The organism is Bifidobacterium sp. POST2/T3 (B1), from assembly GCF_058197115.1.
On the sequence record NZ_JBVPQK010000032.1, the window covers coordinates 1 to 16,613 of the forward strand.

The following is a 16,613-nucleotide window of genomic DNA, read 5'->3' on the forward strand; positions in this document are numbered from 1 at the left end:
CGCTCCTGGCGTGTTCCTCACGGCCGTCGGAATGAGAGGGCTCCTCCGGACATGAATAACAGCAAAAGTATACCTCAACCGGAGGATAGCGCGAGAGACAGGTTATTTATTGCATGTCTAGTCCGCAGCTCTTCAAAACCTGCTTCCGCGAGCCTTTTGGACAGTGAAATCGAAGTTATACCTGTCGCCGCGGTACAGACTGACAGCATACTCGATGTGTCGATCCATACTGTCTTTAACAATTCTGGTCACTCGTAGGGTAGGGGAGTGTGGGGCTGTGCCGAGAAGCTCTGATTGTCGACGGCTGAGGGTGCTCACGTCTATGATCTGCCGGGCCGCAGTCAAAGATAAATGGTACTTGGATTCCAATAGCTCATAAAGGGATCCCTCAAGATTTTGCTTAAGTAGATCTGGGGTCAACGTTTGGGGAATCCAGACGTCCTCGATACACATGGGTTGATTATCTGCGGTACGTAGTCTCCGAAGATGGATGACTGGAGCTCCAGGCGAAAGCGACAGTTTAAAAGCCAGGGAAGAACTGGCTTCCTGAACTTCTGTAATGAGTACTTTGCAACCAGGCGTGAGACCACGTGCAGCCATGTCGTCACTAAAGGATGTCAATTCAATCGATTTGGTGATTCTGGGCTCAGCAACATACGTACCTGAACCCTGCTTGCGGTATATGGCACCTTCAAGTTCCAATTGGTTGAGCGCATTGCGAACCGTTGCTCGGTTAATGCCATATTTTGCAGCCAAAGATCTTTCTGTCGGAAGCTTGGCGTGTGCAGGAAGCGAGTGCTTTATCAGAGAATCGAGGTAATCGCGCAGGGCTTGAGCCTTGCCGCGACCTTCTGCTGATGTAAGGTCTTCATTGGTCATGATGCGTCCCCCTAGATGTGAAGCCGTTCCCTTCTTTCGGTCGAATCTCTTTTCTTCCTAATAGGAATATACCATTGCGGCCAAAATGGTATGAAAGATGCTGAGTGAGTCTGTACAAGTAAGGATCTTATTGGTATATACCGTTGTAATAAGCATATTCAAAGGGTAATTTCAGCCTCTCCTGTTAAGTCACAGTAATAAGTTATTTTGATATATCTAAGGTCCTGATTTCGCAAGTCAGATCAAATGTGATTCTTGTATATAAAGTTCAGGAGACGCACCGTTGGATTTGGAAAAACCACTTTATTGGTATATACCAATAATAACAATATTGGCTTATACCAGTATTGGTAATGTCCCAATGGGGGGAGTGCTAAAAAAGGAGAACGTCATGAGAACAAGGAAGTTGCTCACGGCAATGACCGTATTCGCCCTGATGCTGGCAGGTGGATGCGGATCGTCGAGCAGTGGGAAGTCAGATCCCGCATCGGCTGGTGGGAAACTGGTGGTCTATACTCCAAACAGCAAGGAAATTGTCGCAGAGATTGTTCCGGCTTTTGAAAAGAAAACCGGCGTCAAGGTGGAGGTACTGGAGGCCGGAGCAGGAGAGATTCTGACAAGAGTCAAGGCTGAAGCCAACAGCCCATCCGCGGACGTGCTGCTTGGTGCGGTACGCGATCAGTTCGATAAGTATTTCGAAAAATATGTTTCTCCCAACGACAAGTATTTGCAGAAGGCCTCCAGGAACGTCACTGGTTTGGCAACCGCATATATATCTAACGGAAGTGTGCTCCTTGTCAACGATAAGTTGGAAGGGTCACACAAGATACAGTCTTATGAGGACCTGCTTCGACCTGAGTTGAGAGGGAAGATCGCTGCAGGTGATCCGGCCACGTCAAGTTCTGCATTTGCCCAACTGACTAATCAATTAAAGGCTATGGGCGGTAACTATACATCTCGCAAGGGGTGGGATTATGTAGGTAGCTTAATAAAAAACCTTGATGGAAAGGTTGCATCCAGTTCGTCTGCGGTGGCACGTGGGGTAGCAGATGGCGAGTATACGGTTGGAGTCACCTACGAGGAGCCTGCAGCCAATTACGTGAAAGATGGTGCTTCTGTTCATATTGTCTACCCTCGAGAAGGGGCGGTGTTCCTGGATTCTTATGTCGGTATAGTCAAGAAGGCGCCCCATCGCAAACTGGCAGAGAAATTCGTGGATTTTGTCATCAGCAAGGATGTGCAGGATCGTTTTGGCACCAAGTTAACCAACCGGCCTTTGCGAAGTGATGCTTCGTTGGGGAAGGCGCTTGCTCCTATGAGCAGTATCAAATCCATCAAGGAGGATGGTGCCTATGTTGAGGCACACCGTGATGACATCGTGAGGCAGTATACCGATCTGTTCGCCAGCCTGCAGTAGGGGATGGAGTACTATTATGGCAACATCAATTGAGCTTTCTCACATTCGCAAGGCCTATGGCGATACCCTTGTTATCCCTGACCTAGATCTGCAAGTTAAAGAAGGCGAGTTCTTTACTCTTCTCGGTCCATCAGGATGTGGCAAGACGACACTGCTTCGTATGATTGCGGGTTTCAACCAGATCACATCAGGAACAATTGCTTTCGACGGAACTGTCATTAATGATCTTGTGCCGGCGAAACGCAATATCGGTATGGTTTTTCAGAATTATGCCGTTTTCCCCAACATGACCGTCAGAGGCAATATTCTTTTTGGGTTGAAAAATCGTGGACTTAGCAAGGAGGAAATGCGCCAGAAAGCTGACAGGGTCATGGATGTCGTTCAGATCCGGCAGTGGGAAAATCGTTATCCCAAGGACCTCAGCGGAGGGCAACAACAGCGGGTCGCACTGGCGCGTGCCATTGTTATTCAGCCGAGACTCTTGCTGATGGACGAGCCCTTGTCGAATTTGGATGCAAAACTGCGTGTCGAGATGCGCAATGTCGTCAGGCACGTGCAACAAGCTGTTGGTATTACAACGGTTTACGTTACCCACGACCAGGAGGAGGCTATGGCTGTCTCCGATCGTTTGGCCGTTATGCACGCGGGTGTGATCGAGCAGGTGGATACTCCACGCCAGGTATACCTGCACCCGGCAACCAAGTTTGTTGCAGGATTCATTGGTAGGACCAACTTTTTCCAAGCTACCGTGACCAAAGAATCCGGAGCCGTTTCCCTGGCCTTCGACCACGACCTGAGCCGTCTAGAGTTGCGCCCGGAATTATCACAAGCGTTACTGCATCAGGAGGTTCAGCATGTCATTATGGCTGCTCGTCCGAATGAAATATCGTTCGTCAAGGCTGACCATGGAACTGCTGCCGAGGTGGTGGGCAGCACTTTTCTAGGTGAAAGCGTGCATTATCAACTGGTGCTAACTTCTGGTGAGCACATTGAAGTATCTAAGAATTCAGTAAATGCACCTCAGCTTGTCCCGGGAGAGCAAGTTGGCCTGTCATTCAATATGGACGACATCAATATATTCGATACCGAAAGCGGGCGGAACGTGTTGATAAATGATGCAGCCAAGCGGGAGATGGAGGCGAGTCAGGTATGAAGCGTCGAATTCGTCTTGACGGCTGGACCACTGTAGCCTTGGCTGTCTTCGTTTTTTATACTGTCGCTCTGCTTATTCCTCTCGGTGGTTTGTTATTGAGCGCTTTTAAAGATTCGAATAGCGGCTCCTTCACTACCAAGTATTTTGCTCGTTTCTTCGGTAAAAGCTTCTATTTGGAAACTATTTGGAACAGTCTGGCCGTAAGCGTATCAGTGACTTTGCTTTCAGTGCTCATTGCCACCCCTCTGGCCTATATCGTGGCTACCATCAGCATCAAGGGAACGAGTGTCGTTCGTTCATTGATGTTGGTGTCTTCCATGTCAGCCCCGTTCATTGGCGCATATTCTTGGATCCTCCTGCTAGGCAACAATGGCACGATAACAGGTTTTCTTCGCAGAATGGGCATCAGGGTTCCCAGCATATATGGATTCCCGGGCATCGTATTGGTGCTTACTTTACAGTTGTCTCCCATGGTATTCATGTACGTTCTGGGTGCCATGAAAAATGTCGATTCATCCTTGCTCGATGCGGCAGAGAGCCTGGGATATCAGGGCGTTCAGAAAGTGCTGAAAGTAGTCGCTCCCCTGATCATGCCCACGGTACTAGCTGGCGGTCTGATGGCTTTTATGCGTGCGCTTGCAGATTTTGGTACGCCAATGCTAATTGGTCAGGGGTATCGTACTGTACCAGTCCTGATATATACCGAGTTCATCAGTGAAATGGGCGGCGATACCGGGTTTGCTGCCGCAGTGAGCATCGTCATTGTTGCACTGGCAGTCATTGTTTTCTTCGCGCAGCGATATGTTTCTAACCGCATGTCTTACGAAATGAATGCCTTGCATCCAATCGTTCCTGCAAAAGCTAGAACGGCACTTGGACGAGTGATGGCTCATGTTGCGGTTTATCTGTTTACAGCTTTCACAATGATTCCGCAGCTCTATGTGGCATACACATCATTTAAAAACACCAGTGGTCGAGTTTTTACTCGAGGCTTTTCCCTTAATAGTTATCGACAGACCTTAGATGAAGCTGGAAGTGCAATCAAAAATACTATGCTGTTTTCACTGATTGCAGTGAGCATCATCGTCGTCATCGCAGTTCTTTCGGCTTATGTGATGGTACGCCGCAGAAGTGGTTTGACCGGTTGGCTAGACGTGATCTTAATGTTGCCCTTCATTGTGCCAGGTTCTGTCATGGGTATCGCACTCTTGACGTTTTTCAATCATGGCCCCATCGTGATTGCCGGTACTTCTATTATTATCGTGCTGGCCTTTGTCATCAGACGATTGCCATACACTGTACGTTCTGCTGAAGCTACCTTGCGCAATACCAGTGTCAGTGTGGAGGAAGCAGCCATTAGTTTAGGAGCGTCGCCAGCTCGTACATTTGTACGAATAACCGTACCCATGATTCTATCGGGAATCATTTCGGGTGCCATACTCAGCTGGATCAGTATTATCACTGAACTCAGTGCCACCGTGCTTTTGTATACCACTAAAACACGCACGATGTCAATTGCAATTTATTCGGAAGTGCTGAGTGGAAACTATGGTGTCGCTGCTGCGCTATCAACGATGCTGACAGTTTTAACAGTCTTCCTGCTTTTCCTGTTCTACAAGATTTCAGGTAGCAGGGATATCAATATCTGAAGCTGACTGTTTATGGATAAATGAATGGTTCGGCGGGGTTTTGGAAAGAAGGTGATTCGTCATGGATTGTTCCGTTATCAATTCTTTGCAATCAAATTTGATTGTTTCCTGCCAGTCTTATCCGGGTGAGCCTATGCGGGATTCACGAACCATGGCGCAAATAGCTGCAGCTGTTGTCAAAGGTGGGGCATCAGCGGTACGTCTACAAGGTATCAAAGACATTCAACTTGGTCGGTCCTTAGTTGGAGTACCGATCATAGGCTTAGTCAAAGTTGGCGATGAAGGAGTATATATAACGCCGACACTGGCTGATGCTCTACGTGTAGTCGAAGCCGGTGCAGACATAGTAGCCTTGGATGGAACTGACAGGCCACGACCTGATGGCTTGACACTTAAAGAGACAGTGAAAGGAATACGAGCTCATTCAACGGCTTTGATTATGGCTGATTGCGGTTGTTTGGCTGATGCCGTCTGGTCCCAAGAGGCAGGCGTCGATTTGGTTGGAACTACCTTAAGTGGGTATACGCCTGCCAGAGTCATGAGCCACGGACCGGATTATGCGCTTATCGATGAGTTGGTGGAGGCTATTTCCCTGCCAGTTGTAGCAGAGGGGCGTATTCATACACCCGACCAGGCTTATGAAGCATTAAAACACGGAGCCTTTGCCGTTTGTGTAGGTACGGCTATCACGCATCCCACTACGATAACTTCTTGGTTTGTCGCAGGTCTCCACCGTTCAGCACAGTCCGTGGAATCTTCGGTAGTCCAGTAAGAATCTAAGTCATGCTTGTTGATACCGTATAGCTTACAGGCCTTCTTACAGTGGTTAAGCAGCAGATGGCCTGTGCTCCAACTGAGTATGCTGGATACGCCCAAGCATACTCAGTGATAAAGAGCATTAACATCGGTTCATATGCATAGTTCGGTCAATAAGCCATAGTGATCGGAGTCTGGAACTCCAGTTGTCTTCATTGATTTGACTCTGATACCCGGGCTGACCAGAATATGGTCGATTTCAATCAGCGGCGGTAGAAGTGCTCGGCAATGCGGAAAAGTTGGATGCGGGCCGCAGCCCAAAGACAGCGAGGTATCCCGCAACCTGCCGGACTCCAGCATGGCACGAAAGGTTGGATGGTGCAGGTTGGCGTTGCAGTCACCCATGATGATGGTGAATGCAGGGGATTCCATGTCTGGGACGGCCTCCATATTTTCGCTGCTTAGTTGAGCCAAGCGTTCAATGCCCAGGCCCCATTGCTTGGCACCGCGCTGGGGCGACCTGGGGTGGACCGAAGCCACTCGGATTGTTCCAGCTTGGGTACGCAAAAGCATCAGAGGGACAGCTGATGCTTCCAAATCAAGTACTGCCGGTTGAGACCAAATGGGCTCCTGCCGAGAGAAGAGCGCGTTCCTGCCGCCATTGTCATTTTTGGTCTGAGGGCCTTCCACGAGGTACGGCAGGGTTCGCCTCATCCCTGCTTTCTGCAGATGTGTCAGTAGAGTTGAGTTCACCTCCTGCAGGGCTAAAACGTCGACATTATGGCTTTGAACCTGCTCCAGGATGGACGGCGCATCCGCTTTGCCATAGCGGCAGTTTAGCGTCATGACTCTCAAAGAAAGAGCTGGGTGGCTAGGGGTTGGAGCCAGGTCGTGAGGCTTTGTGTGGACCCGCGCTGAGTCATGCGTGTCCTGATTGAACTGCTGTGATTCGGGACTGTCTGCATCCGTATCTGATTGATCACTAGTATCAGTGCGGTGTCTATTGTTTGACTGTAGCCCATCTCTGTGCCCAGAGCTCATAGGAGAGGGCAGGCGAAACCTGTATTGAAGTCTCCACAACGTGACCAGAGTCAACTCGATTAGGGCCAGGGCGGACTGTGGCCAGGCTTGAATCACAATTGCGCAGACCAAGATGGCCAGCAGAGGAGCGGTCAGCAAGTCGATCAGGGCGATCAGCTCTACCAGGGGTCGGTGCCAGTCAGCTCCGGCAGGCAGGAAGCGCAGGGCCATCCATAAGGCGATAAGACCCAGGAGAATCCAGAGAAGGGTGTTCACGTGTCATCGTCTCCTGCGGGAGGGAGGCGTTTAGCGGCCGCCGAAGAGACCGCCCAGTCCACCGCCAAGGTTGGGAGGCAGGTCCGGCAGGCCCTCGGGCATCTGCGGAGTTTCGGAGCGCTTGGCGAAGGCGGAGCCGCCGGAGGATTTGCCCTTGCCAGACAGACGCTCACGTAATGCCTTCTCTTCGGCCTCTCGCTTCATGGGATTGCCTGAACGGGAACCCTTGCGGCTTTTCTTTCCCTTTTTGCCCTTCTTGCCGCCGCCAGCGCCCATACCACCCATACCGGGGACCGTGCGGCTGCCATTGGTCATCCGCTTCATCATCTTGGCTGCTTGCTCGAAACGCTGCAGCAGGCCGTTGACGGCCGAGACCGTAGTGCCGGCGCCATAGGCGATTCGGGCCCGTCGTGAGCCGTCGATGATGCTCGGGTCACGACGTTCCTGGGGAGTCATCGACTGGATGATGGCCTGGGTCCGGTCCACCTCTTTTTCGTCGAACTGCTCCAGTTCTTTGCGGTGCTGGGCCATACCTGGGATCATCCCCAGAATGCTCTTGAAGGAACCCAGCTTGCGGACCTGCTGGAGCTGCTCCAGAAAGTCATCAAGGCCGAAGCTGCCCTCGGACATCTTCCCAGCGGCCTTGCGGGCCTCCTCCTCATCGAACTGGCGTTGGGCCTGCTCGATCAGGGTCAGGATGTCGCCCATATCCAGAATGCGGGAGGCCATACGATCGGGGTGGAAGACCTCGAAGTCCTTGAGGCCCTCGCCGTTGGAATCGAAAAGGATGGGCTTGCCGGTCACCGAGGCAACCGACAGGGCCGCGCCGCCGCGAGCATCGCCGTCCAGCTTGGACAGCACCACGCCGGTGAAGTCAACACCTTGATCGAAGGCCTTGGCTGTGGCGACCGCGTCCTGGCCGATCATGGCATCGATGACGAAGAGGATCTCGTCGGGATGGACGGCGTCGCGGATATTGCGTGCCTGCTCCATCAGCTCCTGATCCACGCCCAGTCGACCGGCCGTATCAATAATGACCACGTCGTAGAGCTTGTCCTTGGCTACCCTGATCGAGTCGGCTGCCACCTTGACCGGGTCGCCCGTGACCTGTCCGGGGGCCGCCAGCTCGGATCCGCTGGTCTGCACGCCTGGTTCGGGTGCGTATACCGGTACTGCGGCGCGCTCGCCGACCACCTGGAGCTGGGTGACCGCATTGGGCCGCTGCAGGTCAGCCGCCACAAGCAGGGGTGTGTGACCGGCATCCTTGAGCCAGTAGCCCAGCTTGCCGGCCAGTGTGGTCTTGCCTGCACCCTGCAAACCGGCCAGCATGATGACTGTGGGCGGGTTCTTGGCGAAATTGAGCGGCCGGTCCACTCCCGCGCCCAGGATGCTGGTCAGTTCGTCATAGACGATAGAAACCACCTGTTGGGCCGGATTCAGAGCCTTGGAGACCTCCTCGCCCAGAGCGCGTTCACGAATGCGTCCGGTAAAGGAGCGCACCACGTCCAGGGAGACATCAGCATCCAGCAGGGCGCGGCGGATCTCACGGATTGTGCCGTCGATGTCGGCCTCGGTCAGCTTCCCCTTGGAGCGCAGATGGGTGAAGGCCTGGGATAGCCGATCAGTCAAAGATGAAAATGCTGCCATAATGCCCCAAGTCTACCTGTCAGCCGGGAGATTGGTCGGCGGTTACTGGGAATAAGGCCACCTGCTCCAGACATTTGCTTCTGCTTGTCGCTGTCTATCGGCTACCTATTTCCGTTACAACTCTCTTAAGAGCAGAAAATGAACGTTCTTGAACTTACAGAACCTGTTGAGCATATCGTACTTATTGACACAAACCCATTTAAGACGTTATACTAAATCGAAACGATTCGATATTGTCCTTGTACACTCTGAGGAGTGCTATCCCATGATGCATGCCCCTCAAAAATTTGTTGGCATCTTGAATCGTAGTCGATGAATGCGAGGGAGCAGGGAGCCGGCATGAAAGCCAGAAAAAGGTCCAGAATGGCTTTGAGTTTGACCGGATTGTTCCGGAAAGAGCTCGGCCATGTTGCCTTTAGAAGGTGCCGAGTTCTCTATGACGGACTTCAGATTCAACCTGGAGATGTTGTCATCATCGTAAGCCTGCAATATCAAGTCGAATGCGGCACGATTACTGGCATCTTGAGCAAAATCGAACCGATGAATCTAGTTCGGAACTGCCCACGGCGGGGGTTCCGTGTCATCATTCCCTCTACCATCATTTTTGAACTACATACAGTTCCCCTCACATCATCGAGCGAGTCTGTAATGACCCTCATCCTGATTTATCTGCCGACAAACAACTGGACAATTACTTTGGTGCGGTTCCCCCTGTCCATTTCTACAAATCGTTCATTTGGGTGCAGCGTGTGGTGTGCAGTACTGCTGGAACGACCCCCTTGACTTCTGTGTTGCTATGGCACTCAGCTGTTTTCCGCGGTATATGGGACCTCCCACCCAGATTGCCGTGGAATCGACCATTGATGCTGGTGCCTTGGTAGACTGTCGACGCCTTCTCCTTTGTATTTCCGCCATAGCTCTCGGAGGGAATAGTGGAGGGCGCTGTCAAATAACTAATGAGCTGTAACTAATGAGCTACAAGTACACTGAACATGGCCATCCGCTACAAAAGCAGGGGAGAAGAGCAGAAGGCCCGAATACGAAAGGCAACCACAATCATGGGTATGAGCATGCCGAATATCACAAACGGTCTGGAGGCGCTGACTCGCACAACCACGGACCGAACTCGCTGTGTCAATGCTGAGAACCCTCAGGGGGGCAAGGGCAGGGCAGCTATGACGGCCAGTAAGCTGGGTACCTCCAGGAAAGGAACTCCTTGTCTTAAAAACATTCCCTCGGGACAGGACGTCGTTCTTGCCGACTTGTCAGGCGCGGGGGAAATTCGTCATATCTGGATGACTGTGACCGACGCCACCTCGCCCACCGGGCCCAACGTATTGCGCAATCTGATCCTTGAATGCTACTGGGATGGCGAACAGACACCGTCTGTTTGCGTGCCCCTTGGTGACTTCTTCTGCTGTGGCCATGCCCAGGCCTGTCGGGTGGAATCCGTTCCCGTGGCCGTTTACCCGCGCCGGGGATTCAACTGCTACTGGCCCATGCCTTTCCACAACGGGGCCCGGATCGTCCTGCGCAACCGGCACAACGAGCCCATCGAGGCTTTCTTCTATCAGATCGACTATGTGGAAAAGGATGGGCTGCCCGAGGATGTCATGACCTTCCATGCCCAGTGGCGCCGTCAGCGAGTCACCGAATTGGGCCAGGATTACGTCATTCTGGACGGAGTGCATGGTCGGGGCTCCTATGTGGGCACCTATCTGGCACTAACCGCTCTGGAGAGCCGCTGGTGGGGCGAGGGCGAGGTGAAGGTCTACCTGGACGGGGACAAGGACTATCCCACCTGGTGCTCCACAGGTAGCGAGGACTACTTCGGCGGTGCCTGGAGCTTTGCCGGGCAGGACCCGGATGGCCGAATGCACGAAACCACCTATAGCGGGGCCTACATGGGCTTTCCCTTCCATTCAAGGCAGCTGGACAACCGCGAGTCCCAGTATTGGGATGCCGACACCCCGGTGACCCGGGGGTTCTACCGCTGGCACATCCCCGACCCCATCATTTTTGCCAGCGACATCAAGGTGACCTTGCAGCAGATAGGTGTGGATGAGCAGGGATACTTCGAGCGTGAGGACGATTTGGCCAGCGTGGCATATTGGTACCAGCAGGAGCCCCACCAGCCCTTCCCGAAAAATGTGCTGGAGACAGGAGAACGGGATCGCCGACCTCGTTGAGTGATTCAGGCTGCTTTCCGATTCTGTCAGCCGATGAAAACGAGGTAGATCACCGTGGATTGTTCCAACCAGTTCCGGACTTGTCGGGCAAGCCCCTCCCTTGATAGGTTCTTGGAAAGACGGGACACTTGTCAGAGAAGGAATGGGAGCATGAAGACTGTGCTGACCGAGACATCGACCTTTCTGGCGACATCGTATATGACGGACGTGGGATCAGCGGCTCAGATCCCAGGTGCTCCCAGCGGGTGTGTCCGCCACGGTCACGCCGGCCGCCGCCAGCTGATCCCTAATGACATCTGCCCGGGCGAAGTCATGATCCTTTCGCGCTTGATCCCGTTCCTCCAACTGTTGGCGTACCAAGGTATCCAGAGTGTTCATGGCCTGGTTGTCACGGTTGGCTGTGGCTCTTGCCCAGTGGGGATCGAGAGGGTCCAGTCCGAACACATCCAGCATGGCTCTGACCTGGAGCAGGGCATTAGCCAGCCACTTCCGGTCCAGAACACACGGGTCCGCATCCATGGCCGCGTTGGCTTGACGAATCAGTGCATAGAGGGCGGCCAGACCACCTGAGACATTGATGTCGTCATTCATGGCTTGTACGAAGTCCTCTGGCAGATCGTCTGCACTCAGTCCCGCCACGCGGTCGCGCTCGGGTTGCGCTCCCAAGATCCGTCCTGCCCGGTCAACGAAGTTGCTGATGCGTTCGTAGGCGCCCTCGGCCTCCTGCAGGGACTGATCGGACCATTCCAGCATGGACCGGTACTGCACCGACACCAGGGCGTAGCGAACCACCCAGGCCGGATGCTGCGACAGCACCTGGTTCACGGACAGCCCGTTGCCCAGGGACTTACTCATCTTCTCGCCCTTCTGGGTCACCCAGGCTGTGTGCATCCATCGATGGGCGAATCCCCAGCCAGCCGCGTGCGATTGGGCCATCTCGTTCTCGTGATGGGGGAAACGCAGGTCTAGACCGCCTCCGTGGATGTCGAAATCCGCACCCAGATAGCGGTGGCTCATGGCCGAGCATTCCAGATGCCAGCCCGGCCGACCTGTGCCGAAGGGGGTTTGCCAGCGAGCCGTTGGCGGATCGGTGGGCTTGGGTGCCTTCCAAAGTGCGAAGTCACGGGGGTCACGCTTGCCAGGCTCCTCCTCGGCATCGTTATTCTGCTCATCAGTGTCGATACTGGGTCCCAGCCGGTCGTTGGCGGCGGCCTGCTCGTCAGTGGGCTGGGTACCGGTCTGCTGGTGGGTTAGAGCACCATACTCAGGCCAGGAGGCCACGTCGAAGTAGACGTTGCCTGAAGGGCGGCCCTGCTCATCGGGCACCACATAGGCGTGGCCGCGGTCGATGATGCGCTGGATCAGATCGATCATCTCGGGGATGTGCCCGGTAGCTCGAGGTTCATAGGTGGGTGGTAGGACTCCCATGGTGTCGTAGGCATGGGTGAATTCGCGCTCATAGATGTAGGCCCGCTCCCACCAGCGCTGGCTGTTGGCCGCCGCCTTGGTCAGGATCTTGTCGTCGATGTCAGTCACGTTCCGGATCAGGGTCACCTGATATCCCAGCCTGAGCAGCCAGCGACGGATCACGTCGAAAGCCAGCGTGGTCCTGATATGGCCCAGGTGGGGCGAGCTCTGCACCGTAGCACCGCATACGTAGATGCCGACCTTGCCCGGTTCGATGGGCCGGAAGGAGGTCACCTGGTGATCAGCCGTGTCATACAGACGCAGATCAGCTGCAGCCAGACTGACTGAAGCCTTGGAATCATGCGGTTGCGAACTCGTATCCATACCCTTGAGCCTATCAAGGATTACTGACTGTTCAAGAGGAAATGCAGAGCTTGCGGACGCGGACCGACAGCATATGTGCAAGAATGGAGTCATGGCGAAACCAAGGGTGCTGATAGTCCAGCATGTTGATTGGGAGAAGCCGGGTCGCATTCTCGACAATCTGCAGGAGTGCGGGCTGGACACTGAGATCACCAATATCGTGGACGAGAAGAAGCCCGAGTTGCCGCGCTCGCGTGAGTTGGCAGGACTGGTCATCATGGGCGGGCCCATGTCGGCTGACGATTACGCGCATCACCCCGGTCTCAAGGCGGAGACCAAGCTGGCCAAGGCCGCGATGGCTGCCAACAAGCCCATTTTGGGGATTTGCCTGGGGCATCAGATTGTGGCGCGGGCATTGGGAGGCACCTTGATGCGGGACCGGGATCCCGAATACGGCATGGGACCCATCCGCTGGGTGGGGCAGGACGACGACGTGGCCATGTGGAACAAGAACACGGATGTGCTGCACTGGCATGCGGACCAAGTCACCCTGCCGCCAGGGGCCAAGCTCCTGGCACGCTCCCAGGCCACCAAGGTTCAGGCTTTTCGACTTGGGTCGGCCCTGGGTTTGCAGTTCCACCTGGAGGTAACGGCGCCCATCTTCGATGAGTGGATGCAGGTGCCGAGCATGGTTGGCTCTATGAAAAAGTCCAAGATAACTAAAATGCGCGACGAATTTATCAAAGGGATGCCGCAGATGCAGCCGTTGGCCGATGCCATCTTCTCCGCCTTCGCAGCCCGGTGTTCGACCCAGGCCGCCCAGCTGGCTGCCGCCTGAGATTACTCCAGCTCTTCCCCGATGGTCAGCCACTCCTCCTCAAGCTGATCCGATTGCTCGGTCAGATCCTTGAGCTTGCTGTTGAGTTCGTTGAGGCCCTGATAGTCGCCGGGGTCATGGTCAGCCATCTGCCGTTCAAGTGCCTTGCGCTGATCGGCCAGCTTGGCCAACTTGCGTTCGATGGCAGAAGCCTGTTTGCTCAGATTTCGTCTGGCGACTCGTTCGGCCTTGGCCTGATTGGGATTCTTGGCCTCCTCGGCTGATGTCTGATTTGGAGCATCCGCAGCCTCCCGGTCGGCAGACTCGACCATATCCAGGTAATTCTGGACGCCGCCTGGCAGATGAACCACCTTGCCGTTGATCAGCGCGAACTGCTGGTCGGTCACCCGCTCCAGCAGGTAGCGGTCGTGGGAGACCACGATCAGGGTGCCTGGCCATGAGTCCAGCATGTCTTCCATGACGGCCAGCATGTCGGTATCCAGGTCGTTGCCTGGCTCGTCCATGATCAGCACGTTGGGCTCGTCCAGCAGGATGAGCAGGAGTTGCATGCGGCGCTTTTGCCCGCCAGACAGGTCGCTGATTCTGGTCATCAGCTGGGAGCTTTCAAAGCCCAGGCGCTCCATCAATTGGCTCGGGGACACCTCCTTGCCTTCGACCAGATAGGTGGGCTTGTAACGGCTGAGGACCTCTTTGATTCGATAGCGGCCGAGCTTTTCCAGCTCATCCAGACGTTGGGTCAGCACTGCAAAGCGGACCGTCTTGCCGACCTTGACATGTCCTGCCGTGGGAGACACACTGCCGTCAATCAGACCCAGCAGAGTGGACTTGCCGGCTCCGTTAGCGCCTACGATGCCAAACCGGTCGCCAGGGCCGATCAGCCAGGTCACATCGTCCAGGACCTTGTGTCCGCTGATGGTCAGGGTGTCGGCCGCTGCAGTGCCCGGACGGTCCTTGCCGGGATCGGCGGCCACGGTCACCGAGCCCATCAGAGGGCGCTCGGCATGAGGGGAGGGGACCCGTTCGCTCCTGTTTCCATCGTCATCGGAATCGGCCTCCGGATAGATCTTGGTCACGTCGACCAGGTCCACCACCTGTTTGCCCAGGCGGGAGGTGGCCATCCGCTTGAGTTCCAGGCTGTTGCGCATGGGTGGTACGTCGGCGATCAGCTCCTGCGCGGCCTTGACGTGGAACTTTTGCTTGGTCGAGCGGGCCCGGGCGCCCCGGGTCAGCCAGGCCAGTTCCTTGCGGGCCAGGTTCCGGCGCTTAGTCTCGGCCAGATCCGCCTGGCGCTCGCGCTCCACCCGCTGGAGCATATAGGCGCTGTAGCCGCCCTCGAAGGGGTCGATGGTTCCGTCATGCACCTCCCACATGGAGGTGCAGACCTCGTCCAGGAACCAGCGGTCGTGGGTGACCAACAGGAGTGCTCCGGAATTCTTGGCCCAGCGGTTCTTCAGGTGCTCGGCCAGCCAGTGGATGGTGAGCAGGTCCAGATGGTTGGTCGGCTCATCCAGGGCCAGGATGTCCCAATCCCGGAGCAGCAGCCGTGCCAGATCCACCCTGCGGCGCTGACCGCCTGACAGAGTACCCACCTTGGCCTCCAGTTCCATGCCGCCCAGGAGGGACTCGACGATCTCGCGGGATCTGGGGTCGGCAGCCCATTCATAGTCTTGTCGGTTCTCCAAGGCCGCCTTGCGGACCGTGTCTTCGTCCTTCAGGGGATCGCGCTGGTCCAGCATGCCGAAGGTGAGTCCATTGCGCATGGTCACCCGGCCCTGATCCGGTTCCTGGGTGCCTTTCAGCAGGTGCAGCAGGGTGGACTTGCCGTCGCCGTTTCGGCCCACGATGCCGATCCGATCACCCTCGAAGATGCCCTGCGTCACATCCGTGAAGATGGTTTTGGTGGCAAAGGATAGAGCGACGTGTTCCAGACCGAGATCATAGATGGGCATGATTCCCCAATCTACTGCCAGCCTTGGATGGAATGAGCTGTGGGCTTTTCAGAGTGGGGGAGTTATTGGTCCTGGGCGTTCTCCCGGTCACGCTGATGAATTCTGTCCAGGTAACCGGTTTTGTCCGAATCGGTGATAGGCCGCAGGACGGTGCATGGGTTGCCGACTGCAACTACCTGATCCGGTATGTCATGGGTGACGACAGACCCTGCCCCGATGACGGCTCCATGGCCAATCCGCACGCCGCCTAGGAGGACCACGTGACCTCCCAGCCAGGCACCCTGGCAGATTTCGATGGGTCGGGCCTTGCAGGCGCCAGCCTTCCGTTCCTCATAGTCCAAGGCATGGTTGGTGCAAAAGAGCCCCGCGCCGGGGCCTATCCACACGTTCCTGCCTATGGTGATCGGAGCGTTGTCCAGCATGACGGCTCCGTAATTGATCAGAGTCTGGCTGCCGATCCGTATGTTGCAGCCGACCTCGCATCTGAAGTCCGGGTTGATGACGACATCCTGCCCCACCTGGCCGAGCAGGTCTTCCAGAATCCTTCGGCGTTCCTGCTTCTGCCCGGGGGCGGTCCTGTTGTATTCCATGAAGAGACTTTCGGCCCGTTCCCTTTGGCGATCGATGTCGGGGTGGGTGTCCTGATAGACCTGGCCGGATACCATCCGCTCCCATTCGATTCGGCCCGTCCGGCTCATTTCTGCCATTACATCGTCAGTCATGGGCACCACCTTCTAGGATTTGAGGATGAGTCAGCGGCCGGTGATCTGCGAACCCAACACCTTCTCGCTCAGGGCCCGGGGACCCCGAGTGACGGCCACGGCGCCCGAACGGACCAGTTCGATGATGCCGAAGGGGCGCAGCAGACGCAGCAGGGCTTCCAACTTGCCCTCGGCCCCGGTGGCTTCGATGGTCAGGGACTCTGGGTGTACGTCAACCACGCGCACGCGGAAGAGCTTGACAATCTCCAGCACGTCGGAGCGGTTGCGTTCGTTGGCCTTGACCTTGATCATGACCAGCTCGCGCTCCACGGCCTCGTCGCCCTTGAGTTCGACGATCTTGAGCACATG

At 55.4% G+C, this 16,613-nt stretch carries 13 protein-coding genes; 6 read left to right on the forward strand and 7 right to left on the reverse strand.

Going from position 1 to position 16,613, the window contains the following annotated elements; translation table 11 throughout:
- Positions 1-132 precede the first annotated feature (132 nt).
- Positions 133-879: a GntR family transcriptional regulator gene (locus AC0AP0_RS02945; protein WP_110412429.1), complete on the reverse strand. Its 747-nt coding sequence runs from the start codon at positions 877-879 to the stop codon at positions 133-135.
- Between the two features lie 283 nt (positions 880-1,162).
- On the opposite strand from AC0AP0_RS02945, the gene AC0AP0_RS02950 reads away from it, so the two are divergent.
- From AC0AP0_RS02950 to AC0AP0_RS02965, 4 genes are all read left to right on the forward strand, one after another.
- Positions 1,163-2,296: an extracellular solute-binding protein gene (locus AC0AP0_RS02950; protein ID WP_490429329.1), complete on the forward strand. Its 1,134-nt coding sequence runs from the start codon at positions 1,163-1,165 to the stop codon at positions 2,294-2,296.
- 16 nt (positions 2,297-2,312) lie between these two features.
- Positions 2,313-3,449, forward strand: a complete 1,137-nt coding sequence (locus tag AC0AP0_RS02955) for an ABC transporter ATP-binding protein (RefSeq protein ID WP_254477968.1) — start codon at positions 2,313-2,315, stop codon at positions 3,447-3,449.
- Positions 3,446-5,098: an ABC transporter permease gene (locus AC0AP0_RS02960; protein WP_110412431.1), complete on the forward strand. Its 1,653-nt coding sequence runs from the start codon at positions 3,446-3,448 to the stop codon at positions 5,096-5,098. Before AC0AP0_RS02955 ends, AC0AP0_RS02960 begins: the two co-directional genes overlap by 4 nt.
- A gap of 61 nt (positions 5,099-5,159) precedes the next feature.
- On the forward strand, positions 5,160-5,870 hold the full coding sequence (locus AC0AP0_RS02965; RefSeq protein WP_254477966.1) for an N-acetylmannosamine-6-phosphate 2-epimerase: 711 nt from the start codon (positions 5,160-5,162) through the stop codon (positions 5,868-5,870).
- Between the two features lie 137 nt (positions 5,871-6,007).
- On the opposite strand, the gene AC0AP0_RS02970 is transcribed toward AC0AP0_RS02965, so the two are convergent.
- Together AC0AP0_RS02970 and ffh are read right to left on the reverse strand one after the other, a co-directional pair.
- Positions 6,008-7,150 (reverse strand): endonuclease/exonuclease/phosphatase family protein, encoded by a 1,143-nt coding sequence (locus tag AC0AP0_RS02970; protein ID WP_490429330.1) that lies wholly within the window; start codon positions 7,148-7,150, stop codon positions 6,008-6,010.
- A gap of 30 nt (positions 7,151-7,180) precedes the next feature.
- On the reverse strand, positions 7,181-8,797 hold the full coding sequence (gene ffh, locus AC0AP0_RS02975) for a signal recognition particle protein (RefSeq protein WP_490429331.1): 1,617 nt from the start codon (positions 8,795-8,797) through the stop codon (positions 7,181-7,183).
- Positions 8,798-9,867: 1,070 nt separating this feature from the next.
- Between ffh and AC0AP0_RS02980 the strand changes: the two genes are divergently transcribed.
- Entirely contained in the window at positions 9,868-10,986 is a 1,119-nt protein-coding gene (locus AC0AP0_RS02980) for a glycoside hydrolase family 172 protein (protein ID WP_490429332.1), read from the forward strand.
- Between the two features lie 213 nt (positions 10,987-11,199).
- Here the strand turns inward: AC0AP0_RS02980 and cysS are convergent, their stop codons facing one another.
- Complete coding sequence (gene cysS / locus AC0AP0_RS02985; protein ID WP_490429333.1) at positions 11,200-12,777, reverse strand: cysteine--tRNA ligase; 1,578 nt, start codon at positions 12,775-12,777, stop codon at positions 11,200-11,202.
- A 91-nt stretch (positions 12,778-12,868) separates the two neighbouring features.
- On the opposite strand from cysS, the gene AC0AP0_RS02990 reads away from it, so the two are divergent.
- A complete protein-coding gene (locus AC0AP0_RS02990; protein ID WP_490429334.1) occupies positions 12,869-13,594 on the forward strand; it encodes a type 1 glutamine amidotransferase in 726 nt (241 codons plus the stop codon).
- 2 nt (positions 13,595-13,596) lie between these two features.
- Here the strand turns inward: AC0AP0_RS02990 and AC0AP0_RS02995 are convergent, their stop codons facing one another.
- From AC0AP0_RS02995 to ilvN, 3 genes are all read right to left on the reverse strand, one after another.
- Positions 13,597-15,543: an ABC-F family ATP-binding cassette domain-containing protein gene (locus AC0AP0_RS02995; RefSeq protein WP_490429335.1), complete on the reverse strand. Its 1,947-nt coding sequence runs from the start codon at positions 15,541-15,543 to the stop codon at positions 13,597-13,599.
- Between the two features lie 62 nt (positions 15,544-15,605).
- Positions 15,606-16,265, reverse strand: coding sequence for a sugar O-acetyltransferase (locus tag AC0AP0_RS03000; protein ID WP_490429336.1), 660 nt, complete (start codon positions 16,263-16,265; stop codon positions 15,606-15,608).
- A gap of 30 nt (positions 16,266-16,295) precedes the next feature.
- Positions 16,296-16,613 (reverse strand): acetolactate synthase small subunit (gene ilvN, locus AC0AP0_RS03005; RefSeq protein WP_490429305.1); only part of this gene is annotated, 318 nt, incomplete at its 5' end.

Bases quoted from the DNA above. Each gene is read 5' to 3' on its own strand.
- AC0AP0_RS02965 (WP_254477966.1), top strand. From the start codon at position 5,160: ATGGATTGTTCCGTTATCAATTCTTTGCAATCAAATTTGATTGTTTCC.
- AC0AP0_RS02960 (WP_110412431.1), top strand. From the start codon at position 3,446: ATGAAGCGTCGAATTCGTCTTGACGGCTGGACCACTGTAGCCTTGGCT.
- AC0AP0_RS03000 (WP_490429336.1), bottom strand. From the start codon at position 16,265: ATGACTGACGATGTAATGGCAGAAATGAGCCGGACGGGCCGAATCGAA.
- AC0AP0_RS02980 (WP_490429332.1), top strand. From the start codon at position 9,868: ATGCCGAATATCACAAACGGTCTGGAGGCGCTGACTCGCACAACCACG.
- ffh (WP_490429331.1), bottom strand. From the start codon at position 8,797: ATGGCAGCATTTTCATCTTTGACTGATCGGCTATCCCAGGCCTTCACC.
- AC0AP0_RS02990 (WP_490429334.1), top strand. From the start codon at position 12,869: ATGGCGAAACCAAGGGTGCTGATAGTCCAGCATGTTGATTGGGAGAAG.
- cysS (WP_490429333.1), bottom strand. From the start codon at position 12,777: ATGGATACGAGTTCGCAACCGCATGATTCCAAGGCTTCAGTCAGTCTG.
- AC0AP0_RS02945 (WP_110412429.1), bottom strand. From the start codon at position 879: ATGACCAATGAAGACCTTACATCAGCAGAAGGTCGCGGCAAGGCTCAA.
- AC0AP0_RS02995 (WP_490429335.1), bottom strand. From the start codon at position 15,543: ATGCCCATCTATGATCTCGGTCTGGAACACGTCGCTCTATCCTTTGCC.
- AC0AP0_RS02955 (WP_254477968.1), top strand. From the start codon at position 2,313: ATGGCAACATCAATTGAGCTTTCTCACATTCGCAAGGCCTATGGCGAT.